The organism is Streptomyces shenzhenensis (genome assembly GCF_021462265.1).
GTDB classification, from domain to species: Bacteria; Actinomycetota; Actinomycetes; order Streptomycetales; family Streptomycetaceae; genus Streptomyces; species Streptomyces shenzhenensis.
On sequence record NZ_JAJONF010000056.1, the window covers coordinates 18928 to 40492 of the forward strand.

General features: G+C 70.6%; 17 protein-coding genes. 11 read left to right on the forward strand and 6 right to left on the reverse strand.

All coding sequences use genetic code 11. The features are described from left to right. The first annotated feature begins 7 nt into the window (after window positions 1-7). Genes LQ326_RS41270 through LQ326_RS41290 form a run of 5 tightly spaced genes read left to right on the forward strand, consistent with a single transcriptional unit; the run spans window position 8 to window position 5783 of the window. Window positions 8-961, forward strand: coding sequence for a phosphotriesterase family protein (locus tag LQ326_RS41270; RefSeq protein ID WP_234544215.1), 954 nt, complete (start codon window positions 8-10; stop codon window positions 959-961). Window positions 962-973: 12 nt separating this feature from the next. Next, window positions 974-2089, forward strand: a complete 1116-nt coding sequence (locus LQ326_RS41275; protein WP_234544216.1) for an FAD-dependent oxidoreductase — start codon at window positions 974-976, stop codon at window positions 2087-2089. 5 nt (window positions 2090-2094) lie between these two features. Further along, window positions 2095-3015 (forward strand): alpha/beta hydrolase, encoded by a 921-nt coding sequence (locus tag LQ326_RS41280; RefSeq protein ID WP_234544217.1) that lies wholly within the window; start codon window positions 2095-2097, stop codon window positions 3013-3015. Between the two features lie 47 nt (window positions 3016-3062). Next, window positions 3063-4001, forward strand: coding sequence for an MBL fold metallo-hydrolase (locus LQ326_RS41285; protein ID WP_234544218.1), 939 nt, complete (start codon window positions 3063-3065; stop codon window positions 3999-4001). An 18-nt stretch (window positions 4002-4019) separates the two neighbouring features. Next, window positions 4020-5783, forward strand: a complete 1764-nt coding sequence (locus tag LQ326_RS41290; protein WP_234544219.1) for a CocE/NonD family hydrolase — start codon at window positions 4020-4022, stop codon at window positions 5781-5783. Here the strand turns inward: LQ326_RS41290 and LQ326_RS41295 are convergent. Continuing rightward, complete coding sequence (locus LQ326_RS41295) at window positions 5725-6465, reverse strand: FadR/GntR family transcriptional regulator (RefSeq protein ID WP_234544220.1); 741 nt, start codon at window positions 6463-6465, stop codon at window positions 5725-5727. The two genes, LQ326_RS41290 and LQ326_RS41295, sit on opposite strands and share 59 nt — an antisense overlap. A 105-nt stretch (window positions 6466-6570) precedes the next feature. Here LQ326_RS41295 and LQ326_RS41300 point away from each other — a divergent pair, with 105 nt between their 5' ends. Next, a complete protein-coding gene (locus LQ326_RS41300) occupies window positions 6571-8316 on the forward strand; it encodes an IlvD/Edd family dehydratase (protein ID WP_234544221.1) in 1746 nt (581 codons plus the stop codon). A gap of 46 nt (window positions 8317-8362) precedes the next feature. Next, window positions 8363-9550, forward strand: a complete 1188-nt coding sequence (locus LQ326_RS41305) for a fumarylacetoacetate hydrolase family protein (protein WP_234544222.1) — start codon at window positions 8363-8365, stop codon at window positions 9548-9550. A 112-nt stretch (window positions 9551-9662) separates the two neighbouring features. Here LQ326_RS41305 and LQ326_RS41310 read toward each other — a convergent pair whose 3' ends face one another. From LQ326_RS41310 to LQ326_RS41325, 4 genes are all read right to left on the reverse strand, one after another. Next, window positions 9663-12044: a beta-xylosidase/alpha-l-arabinosidase gene (locus LQ326_RS41310; RefSeq protein WP_234544223.1), complete on the reverse strand. Its 2382-nt coding sequence runs from the start codon at window positions 12042-12044 to the stop codon at window positions 9663-9665. Window positions 12045-12323: 279 nt separating this feature from the next. Continuing rightward, window positions 12324-13220 carry a carbohydrate ABC transporter permease gene (locus LQ326_RS41315; protein ID WP_234544224.1) on the reverse strand — a complete coding sequence of 299 codons (897 nt, stop codon included), beginning with the start codon at window positions 13218-13220 and terminating at the stop codon, window positions 12324-12326. Between the two features lies 1 nt (window position 13221). After that, entirely contained in the window at window positions 13222-14124 is a 903-nt protein-coding gene (locus tag LQ326_RS41320) for a carbohydrate ABC transporter permease (RefSeq protein ID WP_234544225.1), read from the reverse strand. Next, a complete protein-coding gene (locus tag LQ326_RS41325) occupies window positions 14121-15431 on the reverse strand; it encodes an extracellular solute-binding protein (protein WP_234544226.1) in 1311 nt (436 codons plus the stop codon). The genes LQ326_RS41320 and LQ326_RS41325 overlap by 4 nt, the downstream gene beginning before the upstream one ends. Before the next feature lie 601 nt (window positions 15432-16032). Between LQ326_RS41325 and LQ326_RS41330 the strand changes: the two genes are divergently transcribed. From LQ326_RS41330 to LQ326_RS41345, 4 genes are all read left to right on the forward strand, one after another. Next, window positions 16033-17061: a LacI family DNA-binding transcriptional regulator gene (locus LQ326_RS41330; protein WP_234544227.1), complete on the forward strand. Its 1029-nt coding sequence runs from the start codon at window positions 16033-16035 to the stop codon at window positions 17059-17061. Between the two features lie 795 nt (window positions 17062-17856). Next, window positions 17857-18432: a DUF6529 family protein gene (locus tag LQ326_RS41335; protein ID WP_234544228.1), complete on the forward strand. Its 576-nt coding sequence runs from the start codon at window positions 17857-17859 to the stop codon at window positions 18430-18432. Beyond that, window positions 18429-18746 (forward strand): Tn3 family transposase, encoded by a 318-nt coding sequence (locus LQ326_RS48960; RefSeq protein ID WP_372497090.1) that lies wholly within the window; start codon window positions 18429-18431, stop codon window positions 18744-18746. Before LQ326_RS41335 ends, LQ326_RS48960 begins: the two co-directional genes overlap by 4 nt. Window positions 18747-18867: 121 nt before the next feature. Further along, the gene (locus LQ326_RS41345; protein WP_372497091.1) at window positions 18868-19440 is read left to right on the forward strand and encodes a GNAT family N-acetyltransferase; all 573 of its coding nucleotides are present in this window, start codon (window positions 18868-18870) and stop codon (window positions 19438-19440) included. 101 nt (window positions 19441-19541) lie between these two features. On the opposite strand, the gene LQ326_RS41350 is transcribed toward LQ326_RS41345, so the two are convergent. Next, window positions 19542-20816, reverse strand: coding sequence for a cytochrome P450 (locus LQ326_RS41350; protein WP_234544229.1), 1275 nt, complete (start codon window positions 20814-20816; stop codon window positions 19542-19544). Between the last annotated feature and the right edge of the window lie 749 nt (window positions 20817-21565).

Below are 21565 nucleotides of genomic sequence, written 5' to 3' on the forward strand. Positions count from 1 at the left end.
GAGTGTTGTGTCGCGAGTGAACACCGTGCTGGGGCCGATCCCCGCCGAGGAGCTGGGCTTCGTGGCGATCCACGAGCACATCGGCTACGGCATGCCAGGCTCCGAGCTGGACACGCAGTGGTGGAAGACCCCCGAGCAGCGCTACGAGGAGACCGTCCCGAAGCTGCGCCGCTTCCACGAGCTGGGCGGCGGCACCTTCGTCGACGTGACCGGCATATGCAACGGCCGCGACGTCGACTACTACAGGTCGCTGTCCGCGAAGACCGGCGTCCACATCGTCGCCTGCACCGGTTTCGTCGGTGGCGACACGGCGCTGCCGCACTTCGCCCGCGCCGGGGTCGACTACCTGACGCGGCAGTTCGTCCACGAGATCACCGTGGGCATCGGCGGCACCGGCAGCCTCGCCGGCGTCATCAAGGTCGGCGTGAGCCGGGGCGGCCGTATGACCGACCTGGACAAGCGCATCTACCGTGCCGCCGCGCGCGCCGCCCTCACCACGGGCGTGCCGGTCCTGACCCACCTCGCCATCGACGCCGAGAACGCCGTCGCGATCTTCAACGAGGAGGGACTGCCGCTGGACCGCGTGCTGTTCGGGCACGTCGACGACGGGGTGAACGCCGGCAAGACGCGCGACGTCTGGATCGCCGAGCAGGGCGGCCGCATCGGCTTCGACACCTTCGGGTACGAGACCGAGCTGCCCGACCCGCCGTTCTGGGCCCGTCCGCGCAAGGAGCGCCTGGACCACTTCCTGCGGTTCGTCGGCGAGGGCCGCCTCGGACAGGTCCTCGCCTCCGCCGACGCCAACTGCAGCCCGCTGGGCTGGCCCGGCGTCAAGGGACACACCGTCAACTACATCTTCGAGGACCTCGTCCCGGACCTCCGCGCCGCCGGCCTCGACGAGGCCGCGATCAAGACGGTCTTCGTCGACAACCCGGCCGGCTTCCTGACCCTCCACAAGTAAGAGAGAACGACCATGCAGTCCTCGGACCTGAAGAACCTGAAGATCGCCGTCGTCGGCGCGGGCTACGGCGGCGCGGCGGCGGCGAAGGCACTCAGCCTCCTGGGCGCCGACGTCGACGTGTACGAGCAGGCCTCCCAGATCCGCGAGGTCGGCGCCGGCATCGGTCTGCGTCCCTCGACCATGAACCGCTTCCGCGAGTGGGGCATCTTCGACGCCATCGCGAAGGTCACCTCACCCAGCGAGTTCTTCGAGATCCTCACCGCCGACGGCGCTCCGATCATGAAGGAGACCTGGCCGGCCGACGGCGAGCAGACCCACACCCACCTGGTCCACCGCGGCGACTTCATCGACGCCCTCCTCGGCGTGCTGCCCGAGGGCATGGTCCACCTCGGCCACAAACTGGAGAGCGTCCAGGACAACGGCGACCGCTCGGTCCTCACGTTCGTGGGCGGCAAGACCGTCGAGGCCGACCTCGTCGTCGGCGCCGACGGCATCAGGTCCGTCGTACGCCACCAGCTGTTCAGCCAGGCCGGTCCGGTCTTCTCCGGCGAGCACGCCTACCGCGCCGTCATCTCCGTCGACGACGCCCAGGGCATGGTCGTCGACGACAACCTCCGCATGTACATCGGCCGCGGCACCAAGATCTACCTGCTGCCGCTGCGCCACCGCGGCCAGGTGTCCTTCGACATCACCGCCCTGTGCCCGGACAGCACCTGGTCGCCCCAGGTCACCAAGGACGACATGCTGGCGACCGTGACCGGCTTCGACGAGCGGCTCGTCGAGATCACCCGGAACCTGGACATGTCCACCGTGAACGTCCGCGCCGTATACGACATCGACTCCGTCGACACCTGGCACTCCGACTCCGTCGTCCTCGTCGGCGACGCGGCCCACTCGATGCTGCACCACCAGGGCCAGGGCGCGAACTCCGCCATCGAGGACGCCGGCGCGCTCGCCGACGCCCTGCGCGAGGCGGACTCCGTCAAGGAGGCGCTCGCCCGCTACCAGGCCACCCGCAAGCCGGTCACCGACAAGCTCCAGGCGATCTCCCGCCAGGGCTGGTCCGAGGACGAGATCAACGACGTCTTCCCCGGCCAGAAGCCCGCGGCCGCCGCGTCGGCGGAGTGACGCCGATGCCCCTGCACCCCGAGATCGCGAAGTTCCTCGCCGCCCTGCCCGCTCCGCCCCAGGGCCCGCTCGACCCGGCCGCCCTGCGCGCCGGCGACGAGGCGCACGTCGCGCCCCTCGCCGAGCGCCTGCCGCTGCACTCCGTGGAGGACGTGGCGGCGCGCATCGCGTCCGGCGAGGTCCCGGTGCGGATCTACACCTCTGCCGAGGCGGACCGGTACGGCTTGATCGTCTACTTCCACGGCGGCGCCTTCTTCCTCGGCAGCCTGGAGACGCACGACCACGTCGCCCGCTCACTGGCCAGGGAGACCGGGCTGAAGGTGGTCTCCGTCGGCTACCGCCTCGCGCCCGAGGCAGCCTTCCCCGCCGGCCTCGACGACTGCCACGCCGTCGTGCGCTGGGTCGCCGAGGAGGGCGAGAGCCTCGCCTGGGACGGCATCACCCTTGCCGTCGCCGGCGACAGCTCCGGCGGCAACTTCGCCGCCGCCGTCGCGGCCCGCGCCCACGACGAGGGCTTCGAGAAGATCACCCACCAGATCCTCTACTACCCCTCGCTCGACCTGGACTTCGACGTCGACCGCTACGCCTCCCTGCGGGAGAACGCCAGGGGCTACGGGCTGGAGACGGCGGGGCTCAAGCCCTTCAACGCCTTCTACCTCGACAGCGGCGCCGACCCCGCCGACCCGCGCGTCTCGCCCATCAAGCGCGAGGACCTCAGCGGGCTGCCGCCCGCCCTCGTCGTGACCGCCGAGTTCGACCCCCTGCGCGACGAGGGCGAACTCTACGGCCGGCGGCTGCGGGAGGCCGGGGCCGAGGCCACGGTCAGCCGCTACGACGGAGCGGGCCACGGATTCGTCCAGCACTTCTCCTGGATCCCGGAGTACCACGCGGTCTTCGCCGAGACGCGGGACTTCCTGCGGCGCTGACCCGCCGCGCACCACCCCGCCCCGCGCACGACCTCGAAGAGAGAGCCATGACTGACGCAGTCAACGTCCACCCCCTGGTCTCACCGTGGGGCCGGTTCGGTCTGTACAGCTTCTTCATCGACGCACCCGAGCCGGCCGTCGTCGACACCGGGATCGCCTCCTCGCCCGCCGAGGGGATGGCTCCCGCGCTCAAGGCGATCGGGCGCCGTATCCAGGACGTGCGCTGGATCCTGCTGACCCACGGCCACATCGACCACGTCGGCGGGGCGTACGCCCTGTGGGAGCTGACCGGCCGGCGGGCCCAGGTCGTGATCCACGAGGCCGACGCCCCCCTGCTCCGCTCGCGGCGCGAGCACGCGGCGGAGTACCTCGCCGGCCGGGGCCGCTACCTGGGCGACCCGGCGGGCGAGGCGAAGGTGACGGCGGCCGCGAACGCCGTCATCTCCGGCGAGATGGAGCCCACCCTGCTGGTCAGAGGCGGGGAGACACTCTTCCTCGGCGGGGACGTCACCGTGTCGGTGCACGCGGTCCCGGGCCACACCCCGGGATCGGTCGCCTACGTCGTCGACGGACAGCGGTCGGTGTTCGTCGGCGACGCCGTCCAGGTCCACGGCGCCGCCAACGGGTTCCCCGGCTACACCGACCCGGCCGCCTACCGCACCAGCCTGGAGTACCTGCGCGACGAGGTCCGGCCCGAGCACCTCTACCTCGGGCACCCCTACCGCCGCGCCGACGGCACGCCGTACGGCGTCGAGCTGGACGCGGCGCAGGCCCGGGAGGCCATCGACCAGAGCCTCGCCGTCGAGGGCCGGGTCACCGCCGCCGCCTGCGGCTGCCTGGAGGCCGGCCTGAAGGAGACGGACTCGCCCTACTCCCCGTTCGCCCCCGTCGCCGAGGACCTCGGCTACACCGGCGACCCCACCCTCGAGCCGTCGCCGTTCTTCACCTCGATGCACGGCTACCGCACGCGCAACCAGAACGTGTGACACAGGAGCTTCGCACCCATGACTGACCTGCAAACCATCCGGGCGGGCCTGGAGACGATCGCCGTCCGCAAGGACCTCCGGGTCCCGATGCGCGACGGCGTCACCCTCGCGGCCGACACCTACAGCGGTGTGGCCGACACCCCGCGTCCCGCGCTGGTGGCCCTGAGCCCGTACGGCAAGGAGCTCCAGGCCCTGGCCCTCACCACGCCTCCGCAGCGCCGGCCCAGCCCGATGTGGGACGGCTGCATCGAGGCGGGCGACATCGCGCGCGTCGTGCGGGAGGGCTACGTCCACGTCATCGGCGACCTGCGCGGATCCGGCGCCTCCGAGGGCGAGCACATCGGCAACTACAACGCCGGCGGCGTCTCCCTCGGCCAGGACGCCTACGATTTCATCGAGTGGGTCGCCGCGCAGCCGTGGTGCGACGGCAACGTCGGCATGATCGGCATCTCCTACTTCGGCTCGATGCAGGTGCTGGCCGCGGCCGAGCGCCCGCCGAGCCTCAAGGCGATCTTCGTCAGCGGCGGCCACTACGACTTCTACGAGACGACGTACCACGGCGGCGTCATGTGGTTCATGCCGCGCGCCGCACGCGAGGGCCGCGGCGGCGACTCCGGCTGGGCCTTCACCGACGGCGTCAAGTCCCGCATGCTGGAGACGTTCTCCCCCGAGGAGATCAAGGAGAGGGTCGCCAAGCGGCTCCAGGACCCGGACGTGGCCGCCTGGCCCAACCTGGTCCATGTGCTGAACTACCCGAAGAACCACGAGGCCTGGTTCGACATCGTGATGAACGAGGTCGACGGCGAGTGGTACGAGGAGCGCAACCCGGTCACCCTCGCGCCCAGGATCGACATTCCCGTCTGGCTCCAGATCGACCAGGGCCGCGGCTGGACGATGGACGGCACCATCGAGGTCTTCCACGCGCTGAAGGGCCCGAAGAAGCTCGACATCGGCCCCTACCCGCCCATGCAGTCGCGCCCCTTCGTCGAAGAGCACGACAAGATGTTCCGCTGGTACGAGTACTGGCTCAAGGGCGTCGACAACGGGATCATGGACGAGCCCGCCGTCACCGTCCACGTGGAGGGCTCCCGCGAGACCGTCACCGCCGCGCAGTGGCCGCCGAAGGACGTCGAGTACAGGTCGCTGTACTTCCGTCCGCGCCGCAAGCTCTCCTGCGAGCCCGAGCCGATGGGCGCCGAGTACGCCGCCCCCGACGGCTTCTACCAGGCGCCGCTGACGGTGACCGACAAGGTGGAGATCCTCAGCTGGTCCACCGGGCCGTTCACCGAGCCCACCGAGATGATCGGGCAGGGCGCGGCACACCTCTTCGTGGAGATCGACCAGCCCGACACGAACTTCGTCCTGCGCATGTGGGACGAGGCCCCGGACGGCAGGCGCCGGCTCGTCACGACCGCCTACCTCAAGGCCTCGCACCGCGAGCTGGACGAGGAGCGCACCACCGAGGGCGACCCGTACCACCCGCACACCCGAGCGGTGCCGGTCGAGCCGGGGAAGACCGAGGAGTACGTGCTCCGGGTCTACCCGTTCGCGGCGACGTTCCTGCCGGGCCACAAGCTGGTGGCGGAGCTGTCCAACGCCGAGCCGCCGGCCGACGAGCACAACTCCCTGCTCCCGCCGGACGCCTTCCACCTGCCGGTCGGCCGCCCCGTCACCCACAAGATCTACCGCGACGCCGCGCACCCCTCCCGGCTCGTGCTGCCGTTCACGACCGGCTCGGCATTCCGGGGGAGCGGGCGATCTCCTGTTCCGCGGCTTCGATGATGGCCAGGACCGCGGCCGCCGCGGCCGCGGGATCGCGGGCCTCGACGGCCCGCACGACGGCGCGGTGACCCGGCAGCGAGGCCTCCGCCGCGCCGGGGGTCCGGGTGCTGATGAGGAAGCTGTGTTCCAGCGCGATGTCGACGGCGCGGCCCAGCGAGCCGAGGAGACGGTTGCCGCTGGCGTCGAGCAGGGCCCGGTGGAAGGCGATGTCGGCCTCGACGTAGCCGCCGCGGCCGGGTTCCGCCGCCGCGGCCTCCATGGCCGCCAGGCAGTCGTACAGGACCCGTACGTCGTCGGGGCCGGCCCGGCCGGCGGCGAGCCGGGCCGCCTCGGGCTCGACGATCCGGCGCAGTTCACCCGTGTCACGCAGCAGAGCCGTGGCGTCCCCGGCCTGCTTCCAGCGCAGCACGTCACGGTCCAGGTGGTTCCAGTGCTCCGGGGGCAGCACGCGCGTCCCGGTGCGCGGGCGTACGTGCAGCATCCCCTTGGCCACCAGCGCCTTGACCGCTTCCCGCACCACCCCTCGGCTGACGCCGGTCCCGGCCGCGAGCGCGTCCTCGACCGGCAACGCATCCCCCGGCGCCCACTCGCCGTTCACGATGCGCCGCCCGAGTTCGTCGACCACGCGCTGGTGCATGGTCAGGAAGTGCACCACGATCTCTGCCCACCCCCTGGACGCCATTCATCGAATCATTTAATGATTGCGTCACAGGGTACGGCCCACGGGTCCGCACCCGGAAACGCCCCATCGCGAAGCGGACGACGCCGGAGCCACGGGAGTGCCCACATGACCGACGGTCAGAAGACGAGCCGCCGCAGCCAGGCATGGTTCGGCGCACAGGGCCGCAGCGGGATGCTGTACCGCTCCTGGATGCGCAACCAGGGACTCGGGCACGAGGTGTTCGACGGGCGTCCCGTCATCGGCATCGCGACCAGCGCCTCCGAACTCGCCCCGTGCAACACCCATCTGACACGCGTCGCCGAAGCCGTCAGGCGCGGTGTGTGGCAGGCGGGCGGCCTGCCGCTGGTGTTCCCCACCATGGCCACCGGCGAGACCCTGATGCGCCCCACCGCCATGCTGTACCGCAACCTCATGGCCATGGAGGTCGAGGAGCTGATCCGGGCCAATCCGCTCGACGGTGTCGTGCTGCTGTCCGGCTGCGACAAGACGACCCCCGCCATGCTCATGGGCGCCGCCAGCGTCGACCTGCCCGCCGTCATGGTCACCGGCGGGCCGATGCTCAACGGCAAGTACCGGGGCCAGGACGTGGGATCCGGCACCCACGTCTGGAAGTTCGAGGAGGACCTGAAGACCGGCCGGATGACCGAGGAGGAGTGCTTCTTCGCGGAGGGGTGCATGGCCCGCTCCAACGGCCACTGCATGACGATGGGGACCGCCTCGACGATGGCCTGCATGGCCGAGGCGCTCGGCATGCAGTTGCCGGGCTCGGCAGCCTGGCCCGCGGTCGACTCCCGGCGGATGGAGACCGCGCAGGCGGCCGGGCAGCGCATCGTGAGGATGGTGGAGGAGGAGCTGCGCCCCTCGCGGATCCTGACCCGGGAGGCGTTCGAGAACGCCATCCGGGTCAACGCGGCCATCGGCGGCTCCACGAACGCCGTCATCCACCTCACCGCCATCGCCGGACGCGTCGGCGTCGAGTTGAGCCTGCGGGACTTCGACGACCTGGTCCGCGCGGTGCCGACCCTGGTCAACCTGATGCCCAGCGGCAAGTACCTCATGGAGGACTTCTGCTACGCGGGCGGCCTGCCCGCCGTCATGGCCGAGCTGCTCCGCGGCGAGCTGCTGCACGGCGAGCAGATCACGGTCACCGGACGCACCGTCGCCGAGAACACCGGGACCACCGAGAACACCGAACGCGTCGACTCCGACGTCATCACCGCCCTCGACGCCCCCTTCCAGCCGGCCGGCACCGGTATCGCCGTCCTGAGCGGCAACCTGTGCCCCGACGGGGCCGTGATCAAGCAGTCCGCCGCCTCACCGCACCTGCTCACCCACCGCGGCCCCGCGCGCGTCTTCGACTCCCCCGAGGCCTATCACGAGGTGGCCGACGACCCGGACCTCGACATCGACGAGGACACCGTCATCGTCATCCGCAACGCCGGCCCCAAGGGCTACCCCGGCATGCCCGAGGTCTCCAACGTGCCGCTGCCCGCCAAACTGCTGAAGGCCGGTGTCAGGGACATGGTGCGGGTCTGCGACGGCCGGATGAGCGGCACCGGGTACGGGACGGTGGTCCTGCACGTGGCGCCCGAGGCCGCCGTCGGCGGACCTCTCGCCCTGGTGCGCGACGGGGACCCCGTCGTCCTCGACGTCCCGAACCGCACCCTGCGCCTGGACGTGGACGACGCCGAGCTCACCCGGCGCCGGGACGCGTGGCGGGCACCCGCTGAGCGGTACACCGGCGGCTACACCTGGCTCTACACCCAGAACGTGGAACAGGCCCACCAGGGCGCCGACTTCGGGTTCCTGCGCGGAAGCCGTGGTCACGAGGTCCCCCGCGACTCCCACTGAGTCCGCCCCAGGCGACCGCCCCCTCGGATCCAGGAGAGCATCGATCGTGGAATCGGCAGCAGCGCGCCCCCGTCCGGTCCTCACGCCCGGCTCCGTCCTGCCCGAGGACGCCGGCCGGGCCGCCCTCGTCGCGCGCGTCCACCACCCGGAATGGGACGGACCGTGTGTGGCCGCGGTCCGCGGTGAGCACGTCGTCGACCTGACGGCCGTCGCACCCACCGTCTCCGACCTGATGGAACGCGACGACGCGGCGACGGTCGTCCGCGAGGCCGAGGGCGGACAGACCTGGCGCCTGGACGAACTCCTGGAAGCACCGGCCGGCCGCCGTGACGTCGCGCATCTGCTGTCCCCCGTCGACCTGCAGGTGATCAAGGCCGCGGGTGTCACCTTCGCCCGGAGCCTGCTGGAACGCGTCATCGAGGAGCGCTCGGGCGGCGATCCGGCGCAGGCGGCACGGGTGCGGGCCCGCGTGCGGCAGGTGGTGGGCGGCGCGCTCGACGGCATCCGACCCGGATCGCCGCAAGCGGACCGGGCCAAGGAACTGCTCGTCTCCGAAGGACTGTGGTCGCAGTACCTGGAGGTCGGGATCGGGCCGGACCCGGAAGTGTTCACCAAGGCCCCGGTACTGTCCGCGGTCGGCACCGGCGCGGACATCGGAGTGCTCGGTGCCTCGGTGTGGAACAACCCCGAGCCCGAGGTCGTCCTCGTCGTGGACTCGCGCGGCCGGGTGCGCGGCGCGACGCTCGGCAACGACGTCAACCTCCGCGACATCGAGGGACGCAGCGCCCTGCTGCTGTCCCGTGCCAAGGACAACAACGCCTCCTGCGCGATCGGCCCGTTCGTCCGTCTGCTCGACGAGGACTTCGGCCTCGACACCGTACGCGGGCTCGACATCGGCCTGCGGATCGACGGCACGGACGGCTACGTGCTGCACGGCAGCAGTTCCATGCGCGAGATCAGCCGCGACGTACTGGACCTGGTGGCCGCCACCCACGGTCCGCACCATCAATACCCGGACGGGTTCGTGTTGTTCACCGGAACGCTGTTCGCCCCCACCGAGGACCGGCAGGCACCCGGCGCGGGCTTCACCCACCGGTACGGCGACATCGTGCGGATCTCCAGCCCGCGACTCGGCGCTCTGGTCAACACCGTCGTCCCCAGCGAGCAGGCCGCGCCGTGGACGTCCGGCGTACGAGCGCTGATGCGCAGCCTCGCCCGGCGCGGCGCGCTGTGAGCTGACCGCGCGCCCGGTCTCGTGGTCCGGTGTGAGCTGACCACGCGCCCGGTCTCGCGGTCCGGTGTGCGCAGCGCCGCCGCTGCCGCGGCGTGCGCTGCGCACCTCCGGTTCATGCCCGAGCGACCGGCTCCTGCCCGATCGTGGCGTGCAGGCGCCGCGTGTGGTCCACGTGGCGCTCGGCTCCGGTCAGCGTGACCCTGGCCGTCAGGCGCGGATCCGCGCTGGAGGCGGCCAACCGCACTTCCAGCTCGCCCGGTTCGACGACGCGCCGGCCGTCGCGTCCGGTGAAGGAGGCGAGGTCGGCCGGGAGCGTGACACGCAGGCGCCGGGCCTCACCCGGCCCGAGGCCGACCCGGGCGTAGCCGACGAGGCGCTGCACCGGCTGGACGACGGAGGCCACGGGGTCGTGCAGATAGAGCTGGACGACCTCGGTTCCGGACCGCCCGCCGGTGTTGCGGACGGTGAAGGAGAGGGCGAACTCGCCGTCCGTCGGAGCCTCCTGGACGTCCACGGTCAGGTCTGTCCAGTCGAACCGCGTATAGGACAGGCCATGACCGAAGGCGAACGCGGGGGTCGGGTCGATGCTGGACACCTCGCTGGCGTGGGCGAGCCGCGCCCCGAGGTACGTGGCCGGCTGGGAGCCCGGAGCGCGCGGCACGCTCACCGGGAGACGCCCGGAGGGATTGGTTCGGCCGCTGAGCACCCCGGCGATCGCGTGCGTGCCCTCCTCACCGGGGAAGAAGGACTGCACGATCGCGGCGGACTCCCGCACGGCGCGGCCGAGGGCGTACGGTCGCCCCGCGAGCAGCACGGTGACCACCGGTGTCTCCAGGTCCAGCAGGGTGTCGAGCAGCTGCTGCTGCGCGCCGGGCAGCACCAGCGCGTCCGCGTCGCACCCCTCGCCGCTGGTGCCCCGCCCGAAGAGCCCGGCACGGTCGCCGAGCACCACCAGCGCGACGTCGGCCTCGCGTGCCGCCTGGACGGCCTCGGGGATGCCGGAGAGATCTCCGTCGTCGATTCCGGTGCCGCGGGCGACCGTGATCTCGGCGTCGGGGAACTCGGCGGCGAGAGTGTCGCGCAGCGTGGGCAGTTCGATGCCGAGTGGGGTCCCGGGGTGGCGGACGCCGATGTGCTGGGGGAAGGAGTAGCAGCCCAGTACGGCGACGGGGTCGTCGGCGTTGGGACCGAGCAGGGCGATGCGACGCGGCCGGGCCAGCGGCAGGGTGCCGTCGTTGCTGAGCAGGACGACCGCCTTCTCGGCGATCTCGCGGGCCAGTCGACGGTTCTCGGGCGTGTCCAGGTCGACCTTGCCGCGCAGGGCGGCCGGGTCGTCCAGGTCGGCCCCGTCGAGCGCGGCCGGCACGGGGTTCCAGTCCGGGTCGAGCAGACCGAGCGTCGCCTTCTGGGTGAGTACCCGGCGCAGGGCGCGATCGACCAGCGCCTCCGGTACGCGGCCGTCGGCGACGGCCTCGGCCAGCGGCGCGCCGTACGTCTTGACATTGGGCAGTTCGACGTCGATGCCCGCGCGCAGCGCCGCGCCGGCGGCGTCGGCCCAGTCGGCCGCGATGCCGTGCAGGGTCTTGAGGAAGCCGATGGCGAAGTAGTCGGCGACGACAGTGCCGTCGAAGCCCCACGTGTCGCGCAGCAGCCCGGTGAGCAGGTCCTCGTCGGCCGCGGAGGGCATGCCGTCGGTGTCGGTGTAGGCGTTCATCACCGACCGGGTGCCGCCTTCCCGGATCGCCATCTCGAAGGGAGGCAGCAGAACGTCGGCGCGCTCACGCGGGCCCACGGAGGAGGGAGCGAGGTTACGGCCGGCGCGCGAGGCCGAGTAGCCGGCGAAGTGCTTGAGGGTGGCGACGATCCCGGCGGACTCCAGGCCCCGCACGTATGCCGTCCCGATGGTGCCGACGAGGTAGGGGTCCTCGCCGATGGTCTCCTCGACCCGGCCCCAGCGGGCGTCGCGCACCACGTCCAGGACGGGCGCGAGTCCCTGGTGGACGCCGACGGCACGCATGTCGCGGCCGATGGCGGCGGCCATGCGCCGCACCGTGTCCGGATCGAAGGTGGCGCCCCAGGACAGCGGAACGGGATAGGCCGTCGCCCCCCAGGCGGCGAAGCCGGCCAGACACTCGTCATGCGCGAGGGCGGGGATGCCGAACCGGTTGGTGGCGGCGATCCGGGCCTGGGTGCGGGCCAGGGAGAGCGCGCCCAGGGCGGGGTCGACCGGGACCGTGCCGAAGGGCCGGGTCAGCTGGCCCAGTCCGGTGGGCAGGAGTGCGTCGAGATCGACGGCCTCCTCCATCTCGTGCTGATGGGGGGCCACCTCACCGCCCTGGTCGGAGGCGCCCACCCACACGCCGTACAGCTGGGCGGTCTTCTCCTGAAGGGTCATCGCGCCGATCAGGGCGTCGATTCTCGCGGTGACGGAAAGGGCGGGGTCGTTCCAGAGGGAGATTCCGGCGGTGTTCTCTTCGGCCACGTTGGCGTTCACTTTCCTCCCACGCCCGTCCGGCCCCTGACCGGGGCGCGACGGGCGAACAGGTAGACGAGCGGGACACAAGGCGGGGCGGATCGCGTCCGGGCTCCGGCATCGGCCCGGATCCGCTTGGCCCGCCGATCGGGGGACGAGGCTGCCGATGCTTCCAGGGCTGCCGCGGGCCGAGCCGGCTTGCCGCGGCTCACCGCGTCCGGCCGGAATGCGATCCTGGAGCGCACAGAACGTCTCGGACCGCAGGCCGGCCACCGGCCACAGCGTCAGCGGCTGCGTCGGTCAGCGGCTGAACCCGGCGGTCAGACCGCTCAGCAGCTGGCGGCGGCCGAACGCGTACAGAACGAGGACGGGCAGTGTGGTGAGGACGACGGCGGCGAGAACGGCAGGGACATTGACCCCGTACTGGCCCTGGAAGGTCCACAGCGCGAGCGGCAGGGTCCGGCGGGCAGGGCTCTGGGTGAGGACCAGCGGCAGCAGGAATCCGTTCCAGATGGTCAGTGCGTTGAAGATGGTCACGGTGAGGATGGCCGGCCGGGTGAGCGGTGCCGCCAGCCGCCACAGCGTCGTCCATTCGGTTGCGCCGTCGACCCGCATCGAGTCGAACAGCTCTTTGGGCACGTCGCGGACGAAGTTGGCGAGCACCAGCACGGACAGCGGGATGGCGAAGGCGATCGACGGGAGGATCAGCGCCAGCAGACTGTCGTACAGACGCAGTCTGATGATGATCAGGTAGATCGGGATCACCGTCGCCTGCAGCGGGATGGCCAGGCCCATGAGGAACAGCCCGTTCACCGCGCGAAGCACCCGCATGCGCCAACCGCGAACGATCGCGTAGGCCGCCATGAAGGAGAACACGACCGCCGGGACCACGGCGCCGGCGGTGACCACGACGCTGTTCACGAAGTAGCGGAGGAAGTCGGACTCGATGACCAGCCGGTAGTTGTCCAGCGTCGGGTCGCCCGAAGGCACCAGCGGGTTGCTCGCGTAGTAGCGGCTCTGGGCCTTGAGGCTGGTGATGAGGGCCCAGTAGAGGGGTACGGCGACGACGACGAGCCAGATCCATCCGGCCAGGCCGCCGGCCCAGTTGCGCCGGCGGTCCCCCTGACGGAAGTGGCGTTGCGGCTCGCGGTCGGTGGCCCGCTGCGGTCGTCGTGGCGCGGTCGGCGTGGTGGTCACGTCAGGCCCCCTCGAGTTGGCTCGCGCCGGCGTCCCGGCCCCCCAGCCGGCGCAGCAGCAGGGCGAGGGCCAGTCCTACCAGGACCAGGATGACCGCGATGGCGCTGGCCGGTCCCATCAGGCTGGCCTGGAATCCCTGCTTGTACATGTCCAGGGCGAGGACCCGGGTGGCGTCGCCGGGGCCGCCCTCGGTCAGGACGAAGATGAGGTCGAAGAAGGTCAGCGACCCGACCACCATCAGCGTGGACGAGGTGATGACGGTGTATTTCAGCTGGGGCAGCGTGATGCTGAAGAACTGCCGGATCCGGCCGGCTCCGTCCAACTGCGCCGCCTCGTACAGGGACTTCGGGATCTGCTGGACGCCACCCTGGTAGATCAGGGAGTGGAACGGGACGAACTGCCAGGAGACGACGAAGATGACGACTCCGAACGCGAGCCCGGGCCGCCCCAGCCAGTCCTGGCTGAGCACCCGGATCTTGAGTCCGGCACCGAGCCCGAAGTTGGGGTCCAGCAGGGCCTTGTACGCGATCGCGATCGCCGCGGAGCTGAGCGTCAGCGGGACGAAGTACACCACGCCCAGCACCGCACGGTAGCGCTGGCGGCCTGCCAGGAACGTGCCGAGCAGAATGCTCAGCGGCGTCTGGACGGCCCAGGACACGGCCATCACCAGAAAAGTCACCCAGAGGGCGTGCGGCAGCCCGGGATCGGTGAGCACCGCACGCCAACTGGTCAGCCCCGACGGGTGGATGGCGCCGATCCCGTCCCACGTGGTGAAGCTCAGCGCGAAGACACCGACGAGCGGAATCACGGCGAAGCCGACGAAGACCACCAGCGCCGGCGCTGCCAGCCACGGCAGGATGCCGCGCGGTTCGCGACGCGGCGGATGGCCGGTGAGTGCGCTCATTTGCCGGTGACCGCGTTCAGGTTGCTGGCGAACTGCTGCGGTGAGATGGACAGCTGGAACAACTTGGCGATGTTGTCCAGCAGGCTCTCGGCGGCCGTCGGACTGAGCGCCTGGTCCCAGGACTGGCCGAACACCTTGGCCTTGCTGGCGATGTCGTAGGTGAACTGCAGGAAGTCGGCGCTCTTGGAGGCGGCCAGCAGCTTCTCCGTGCCGAGCCGGATCGGGACCGACCCGGTGTCGATCCACTTCTTCACCTCCTCGTCCTGGAGGACGCCCGTGGCGAAGAAGTCCTTGGCGATCTTCTTCTGCTCGGCGCTCGCCTTCGAGGAGATGGACAGGTACTGGGCGGGGTTGCCGACGGTGTCGCTCGGATCGCCCTTGCCGCCTTCGACGGGCGGGAAGGTCATGTAGCCCAGCGCGCCGCTGGACACGAAGTCCCCGCCGTCGGACTTCTGGATGCCGTACGACCACGCGCCGTGCAGCATCATCGCGGCCCTGCCGGTGTACAGCAGCGCCTGGTCGGCGTTGGAGTCCGCGGTGATCGACGAGAAGCCCTTGACGAACCCGTGGGCTTTGACCAGCTCCTGCATCTTGGTCAGCGCGGTGATGGCGTCCGGGTTGGACCAGGCGTTCTTCTCGCCCTCGATGATGGCCTGGAACAGCTGGGGACCGCCGATGCGGTCGAACAGGAACTCCAGCCACATCATGTTCGTCCACCGGGACTGACCACCGAGGGAGAACGGTGCTATGCCCTTCGCGTTGAACTTGGGCACCAGCGCCATGATGTCGCCCCAGGACTTCGGCGGTTCCACGCCGACCTGGTCGAAGACCTTCCTGTTGTAGTAGAGGATGATCGGCTGCACGGCCTCGCACGGCATCGCGTAGATCTTGCCGTCGACGGTCGCCGCGCCGAACGAGGACGGGAACAGCCGCTTCTTGACCTCGGAGTGCTCGCCGAACCACGAGGTGAGGTCCTCGACCTGGCCCGCTTCCACGTAGGTGCGCAGCGTCCCGCCGCCCCAGCCCCAGATGATGGTGGGCGCCTGCCCGGCACCGATGGCGGTCTTGATCTTCGTCTTGTACGCGTCGTTCTGGAAGGTGGTGTCTTTGATCTGCTCCTTGGGGTGGGCCTTGTTGAACGCGTCCACCGCGCCGGCTCTGACGCCTTCCTGCGGCTGGCCGTTCAGGTACCAGTACGTCGCCTCGTCGCCGCTCTTGCTGGGGCCGGACGAGCCGCAGGCCGCCAGTGCCGCGGAGACCGGCACGCCGGCGGCCAGGCCGAGGAGGGTACGTCGGGAGAGCGCCATGTTCTTCTCCGCACTCGAGAGCCACCGGCTTCTCGTGAGTCAGGGTGAAAGGTTTTCGAAATAGCGTTCTTCGAGCTGTGTTCGTGCAAATTAGGTTTCGGGCTGACGCGGTGTCAAGACATGTGCACGTGCGTTGTAGGACTGCCGCCAGCTGCGTAATATCGGGCTGGAACGACCCTCGAAAAATCTTGTCAGGGACCGAAACATTTCGAAATCGACCGGGTGGGAGCGAGGGCGATGCGATGGCCGCGGCTGACACACTGTCGGTGCAGGTCATGCCGCGCCGGCAGGGCCGGGTGCCGCCCGTGCCGGACCGGGGCGCTGCCCGGCCGGCTGAGATGACGGTGGTGGGCAACGCCGTGCGGCGCGGCCGAAGGCGGCGACGGACAGGCGGGGAGTCCGCAAGCGGCGCCTGTGCGGCAGGTGTTCGCGGGCCCCGGTATCTCACGCGAACCGTCAGGGGTGCCGGGGCCGAAGGGCCCGTCGGCACCTCCCGGGACGAGCTCGGTGCCGGGTTGCCGTAAGGTTGACCGGTTCCACCCGCGTTGCCGGCCCGACCGGCGGCTCACCACACCGGTGGACGTACAGCTGGGAGGAACCGATGCGACCGAACGCCAGGCGCACCACCTTGGCGGACATCGCCCAAGCGGCTGGGGTCTCCGTCGCGACCGTGTCCAAAGTGGTCAACGGCCGCGGCGACGTCGCGCCGCACACCCGCACCCGGGTGGAGGAACTGCTGCACCAGCACCACTACCTCGCGCCCGTGTTCCGCCACACCGAGGCCGCCGAAAGCCCCACCATCGAGGTGCAGTTCCAGGGCGGCCTCAAGTCGTACGTGGCCGAGACCCTGGAAGGCATCATCGACTCCGCCGCCGAACTGGGGGCCTCGGTGGTGATCAGCAAGGCGTCCCATGCCCCGCACTGGGCCCGGGACCTGGTCTCGGCCGGGCGCCGCGCCGTCATCGCGGTCACCAGCGTGTACACCACAGCGCACCTGAACGAACTGGCCCGGTCCGGGCTGCCGCTGGTCGTGCTGGACCCCCTGCACCTGCCCGACAGCCGGGTCAACAGTGTGGGGGCGACCAACTTCGCCGGCGGCCTGGCCGCGACCCAGCACCTGCTCTCCCTGGGCCACCGCCGCGTCGCCTATCTCGGCGGACCGGCCATGGCCGTGTGCAACCAGGCGCGCATGCACGGCTACCGCGCCGCCATGGAGGCGCAAGGAGCGCAGGTACCCGACGCCTACGTCCGGCCCGGAGAGTTCACGTACGAGAGCGGGTTGCTCGGCGCCGCGGCGCTGCTGGGCCTGCAAGAGCCACCGACGGCGATCTTCGCAGGCAACGACGAGATCGCCCTCGGTGTCATCGAGACCGCCCGCGCCCGAGGCCTGCGCATCCCCGAAGACCTGAGCGTGGTCGGCTTCGACGACACCAGCCTCGCCCAGATGGCCTCACCGCCACTGACCACCGTGCGCCAGCCTCTACGGGAGATGGGCGGTGCGGCCCTGCGCACCGCCCTCCGGCTGGTCAACGGCGGGAAGGTCGAGTCCCACCACATCGAACTCGCCACCCAGCTCGTGGTACGCGCCTCGACGGCGCCGCCCCGCGACAAGACTACGGCGCATGGCTGATCTGTCCTGGCCACGGCCGACGTCCACCTGACCCTGCACGACGAGGTCTCCAACGGCGAGCTGGCGTTCTGGGCGTCACCCAGCTGTCGAAGTCCCAGGTCAGCTCGATGGCAAAGCGCGACTGCCCGGGCGGACCAGTTGGAGTGGACAGGATCCAAGCACCCGGGGCCAACTGGGAGAAGAGGTCCGCTGGGGTCGTTTCCCGCGGCTGCCCGGATGCGCCGTCCGAGACCATGGAGCGCTCATGAAAGGAATGGCCGCGGCGACGGTGCCGGCGGTTTCCGCCATGCCGCCGTCTGCTGCTGCAAGCGGCTGTCCCGGCCGGACGGTCTCGTCCGCCTGCGCCGGGCCCACATCTGGAGCGCTGTCAGCGGGCATCCCCTGGTACATCGGCTCGGCCGCAGCCGGCAGCGCGGCCCCCGCCCCAGGCGCGGCCACGGTGCACTTCAGCAAGCCCGGCCCCGTCCTGGACCACGCCAAGGGGCGGACGCTCCACCTCCCCGAAGCCGTCAGGTCGACCACGCCGGCCGACGGCGGAGCGTGTGCGGCTGCCCGGCCGCCGCTCACCTCCGGCACGCCCAAGGCGACCCCGTTCGCCAGGAGCGATCTGATCAGTACCTCGGAACGCTCCGACGGCATCACTCGAGTGGCCTGCATCGGGCACCCGCTGCACTGCTTCGCGGGTGACACGACGGCCGGTGACACCCATGGCGAGGAATCCAGCGCGACCGGCGCCACAGCGGTACGTGGTCAACGCGTCCGGCAGCAAGGTCGACCCCGATTGATCGGGGACTGATGACCGGGCACCCGGGCGCGCGGATGCGGCGTCCCACACGAAAGAGCGCCGGCTTTCTGGCTGCTCTGCTGCCGGTCGCGGTCGCGGTGGGGGTGTACGCGTTCGGCCGCACGCACACACCCGACTACACCAGCGGCCTGTTCGGGCAGCACGGCGTCGGCGTCTACGAACTCAAGGCGCGCCTGGGCAGCGCTCTGATGGCCCTCGCGGTCGTCCAGCTGCTGCTCGGGCTGTGGATGTACCGGCGCCTACCGGGAGCGGGGGCCGCGCCGCACCGGGTGCACCCCGCACACCGGCTCATCGGCCTTCTTGCCTTTCTGCTCTCGCTGCCCATCTCCTACCACTGCATCACCGCCTACGGAGTCGAGTTCACGAGCAGCCGAGTGGCGGTGCACTCCATCACGGGCTGCGTCCTGTACGGCGCGTTCGTCGCCAAGGTGCTGGTGGTACACAGCCGCCGACTGCCCGGTTGGGCGCTTCCGGCCGCGGGCGGCGCCCTGGTCGCCGCCGTTGCACTGATGTGGTACACAGCCGCCTTGTGGTTCTTCACCGGCTCCGCCCCCGGCCTCTGGTGAGCCGACAGCTCACGGTGCAGGAGTTCCGTCACAAGCCGGCCCGGGAGGTCTGCCACGGCAAGCGCAGGCAGATCATGCAGGCGTACCGCGAGGGGCAGGAGGACCAGCTCCGTGCGCTCGGCCTGGTCCTGAAGGCCGCGGTGCTGTGGACGCCCCGCTGTCCGGTGCCGCTGTCACCGCTTCGCGGGCACGGCCCGCCGGCCAGCGCCGGCACGAGGTCCAGTACGGGGACGTCGCCCGCCTGTCTCCCCGCCAGTACGCGAACCTTCAACCGCCTGGGCCGCTACGGCTTCCGCGCCGCTGTCCCCGGCTGACGGGACCTGCGCCCGCCGCGCGACCCCGCCGCTCCGGACGACGACGCCGATCAGCGGTGAGTCAGAGCACCGCGGGCAACATCTGCCTCGGCGTGCCTCTCGGCCTCGCGCACACCGCAGTGTGATCAAATACGGCATGGCATCGTCCTGGACTGGTGAACGGGTACGTCTACGCGCCATCGAGCCCGACGACTGGACAGCGTTCACGCGCTTCGCCGACGGTGACGGGCGGCGAGGAAGCCGGCTGGATCTACCGCGGTCCGCCGAGAGCTACCGTGCCTGGACGACGGAGCAGGCCGTTGCCACGTGCGATGACGACCGCTTCCGGTTGGCAGTCGAAACGACGGCCAGGGGAGAGCTGGTCGGCACCGTCGGCTCACATCGCACCGGCCCTCGGTCAGGGTGGTTCGAGTTCGACGTCTCGATCGGCACCGACCACCGGCGCAAGGGCTACGCGGCAGAAGCCGTGGTGTTGCTGATGCGCTTCATGTTCGCCGAGCGGCGCTATCACAAATGCCTGGGCGCGGTCTTCGCCCACAACGAGGCATCGCTGGCACTTACCCGTCGGCTCGGCTTCACCGAGGAGGGGCGCTTGCGGGAACACGTCTACTCCGCCGGCCGGTACCACGAACTCGTCATGATGGGCATGCTCGCCGACGAGTTCGACGAGCGACACGCGATGAGCGAACCATGAGCCGGTCATCCAAGCGGGTGCGGAACAGCACTCGAACTCGGTCAACGTTCGCGGTTCGCGGGTGGGAGGCGGCCTGCCTGTCACCGCAGGCAGGACTGCTCTCAGCCGCGCAAAGTGGCACGCAGGCGCAAGCCGACCGTTGCGAGACCTTCCAAGGTGGTGACCTGGTAGCCGGGTTCCGGTCCGCGCGGCTCGCTCAGGTGGCAGCGGCGGGCGGTCTGCGCAGTCAGGAGCGTCAGCATCGCCATGGCCAGGGCGGCGCCCTCGCAGGCGTGCGGCCCGGTGCCGAAGGAGAGGAAGACCCCGGGTTTTGCCGGCGAGCCCGAATCATCGAGCCAGCGCTCGGGCTGGAACTGGTCCGGATCGGTGTGCTCCCGTGCGTCGCGTTGGGCGGTGTACGGGCAGACGAGAACGGTGGATCCGGCGTCGACGGTGTAGCCGGCGAGCTCGGTCGGCCGAGTGACGCGCCGGGTCAGCAGCCAGCTCGGGGGGTGCAGTCGCAGCACCTCGCGTACCAGCGCCTGGGTGTATTGCAGGCGGTCGAGGTGGGTGCTGGTCGTCGCGGCCGGGTCCGCGGGCAGCAAGGCGGCCTCGGCCGCGACGCGTCCCGCTGCCTGGGGGTATCGGGCCAGGTGGAGCAGGATCCATCCGGCTGCCCGGGAAGGCGTCTCGAAGGTGGCGACGGTGATCCCGGGAAGAGTGTCGAGAACGGCCTCTTCCGGCAGCAGGCCGTAGCGGGCGGAGGGCCGGAGCATCTGTCCCAGCATGTCGTCACCGAGCCGGCCCGATGAACGGCGCCGTTGGACGATGGGCCGCAAAGCGTTGGTGAAGGCCGTTTGCTGCCGTGTGCGGAACCGCCGTGCCGGTGTGGGGATCCAGGGCGGCCATTCCCAGTGCGAGGGGCGTACGAGCACCTCGCGGGCCAGGAAGAGCTGTGAGGCGAAGGGCAGCAGGGTGGGAGCGTCTTCGGAGAAGAGGTAGCGCACGCCGATCTCTGCCAGGGCGTGCCGGACCGGGGGGAGAATCTCGACGTCCTGGCCCGTGGGCCACTGGTCAGCGAACCGAGCGGCACCGGGCGCGATCTCACCGATCCGGGCTGCGACCGCCTGCGGGCGCAGTCCGCGCATGCGGGCGGCGTGAGCGCGCGCACGCTCCTCGGACGTCGGTGCTCCGGTCGACCGCTTCAACGGCGGGAAGAGGGGTGAAGACGCCTTCGGGAAGTCCTGCGCGCGGCGCAGTACCGCTTCACACGGCCCGGCCGTAGCGGCTACGTAGACACCCGGCTCCAGCTGCCAGACGTCGCCGCACTCGTCAGCGCCACGACGTGCCGTCGCCAGCCGGTCGCGGCTCCAGGCCGCGAAGCTGCCTTCGGGCAATCGCGGCGGCTCATTTGTTCGGCCCATGAGATCGTGCCTGACTCTCGTGCCTTTCCAGGTCGATGTCGTCGGCAGCGTGGCCGGGAGCCGGCGGGCGCGCGGAGGCGCTCGCCGACAGTGCGGTCAGACCGAGTCGTCGCCGGCGTACGCATCCCATTCGTGGGCCCCGTACGCACCGTAGTGGCGGGCGAAGGACAGTCTGCGGAGCAACTTGGCGATCATGATGCACTCCTCTCGCCTGTCTGAAATCTCCCGGTCGAGCGTTCAGCAAGAAGTTCCCACCGGGCGCTCAATGGCACATATGCCATTTTGTCACAGTTGCTCCATATGTCATATTCGGGTCGTTGTCAATCCGCACGCATGGACCTGGTCGCATCAGAACCTTCGGCAACCGGTGCGGCGGCCACCGAGCGCGTGGTTCAGCCCACTGTCGGTCGATCCGCGCAGGATCCTGACCGGTACGCGCGCCACACTCGGCCTGCCGGGTCCTCCGGCTCGCGGCGACCCGGAAAGGGCCAGGTCGGCAAAGGGGTGCGGGCTGCCCGGCCGAGAGCCGGCGTGCAAGGCGGGCTCGATCGAGAGCGGGCTGAGCGAAAGGTGTCTGACGGGCGAAAGTCCAGGTCAGGCGCCCTTCTGTAGACGTCTGGAAGAAGCCCGGCCTCTGGCGACCGCGGACGGAGCCGATTACGTATGACGGGAGATCGACTTCGGGTTCCCGGCCGTGCCGGAGGCGGGGCCGTGGCGGGATC

Excerpts from the sequence above, each read along its gene's own strand:
- LQ326_RS41330 (WP_234544227.1), top strand. The coding sequence starts at position 16,033 with ATGCGACCGAACGCCAGGCGCACCACCTTGGCGGACATCGCCCAAGCG.
- LQ326_RS41280 (WP_234544217.1), top strand. The coding sequence starts at position 2,095 with ATGCCCCTGCACCCCGAGATCGCGAAGTTCCTCGCCGCCCTGCCCGCT.
- LQ326_RS41290 (WP_234544219.1), top strand. The coding sequence starts at position 4,020 with ATGACTGACCTGCAAACCATCCGGGCGGGCCTGGAGACGATCGCCGTC.
- LQ326_RS41325 (WP_234544226.1), bottom strand. The coding sequence starts at position 15,431 with ATGGCGCTCTCCCGACGTACCCTCCTCGGCCTGGCCGCCGGCGTGCCG.
- LQ326_RS41285 (WP_234544218.1), top strand. The coding sequence starts at position 3,063 with ATGACTGACGCAGTCAACGTCCACCCCCTGGTCTCACCGTGGGGCCGG.
- LQ326_RS41275 (WP_234544216.1), top strand. The coding sequence starts at position 974 with ATGCAGTCCTCGGACCTGAAGAACCTGAAGATCGCCGTCGTCGGCGCG.
- LQ326_RS41300 (WP_234544221.1), top strand. The coding sequence starts at position 6,571 with ATGACCGACGGTCAGAAGACGAGCCGCCGCAGCCAGGCATGGTTCGGC.
- LQ326_RS41320 (WP_234544225.1), bottom strand. The coding sequence starts at position 14,124 with ATGAGCGCACTCACCGGCCATCCGCCGCGTCGCGAACCGCGCGGCATC.
- LQ326_RS41335 (WP_234544228.1), top strand. The coding sequence starts at position 17,857 with ATGACCGGGCACCCGGGCGCGCGGATGCGGCGTCCCACACGAAAGAGC.
- LQ326_RS41295 (WP_234544220.1), bottom strand. The coding sequence starts at position 6,465 with ATGGCGTCCAGGGGGTGGGCAGAGATCGTGGTGCACTTCCTGACCATG.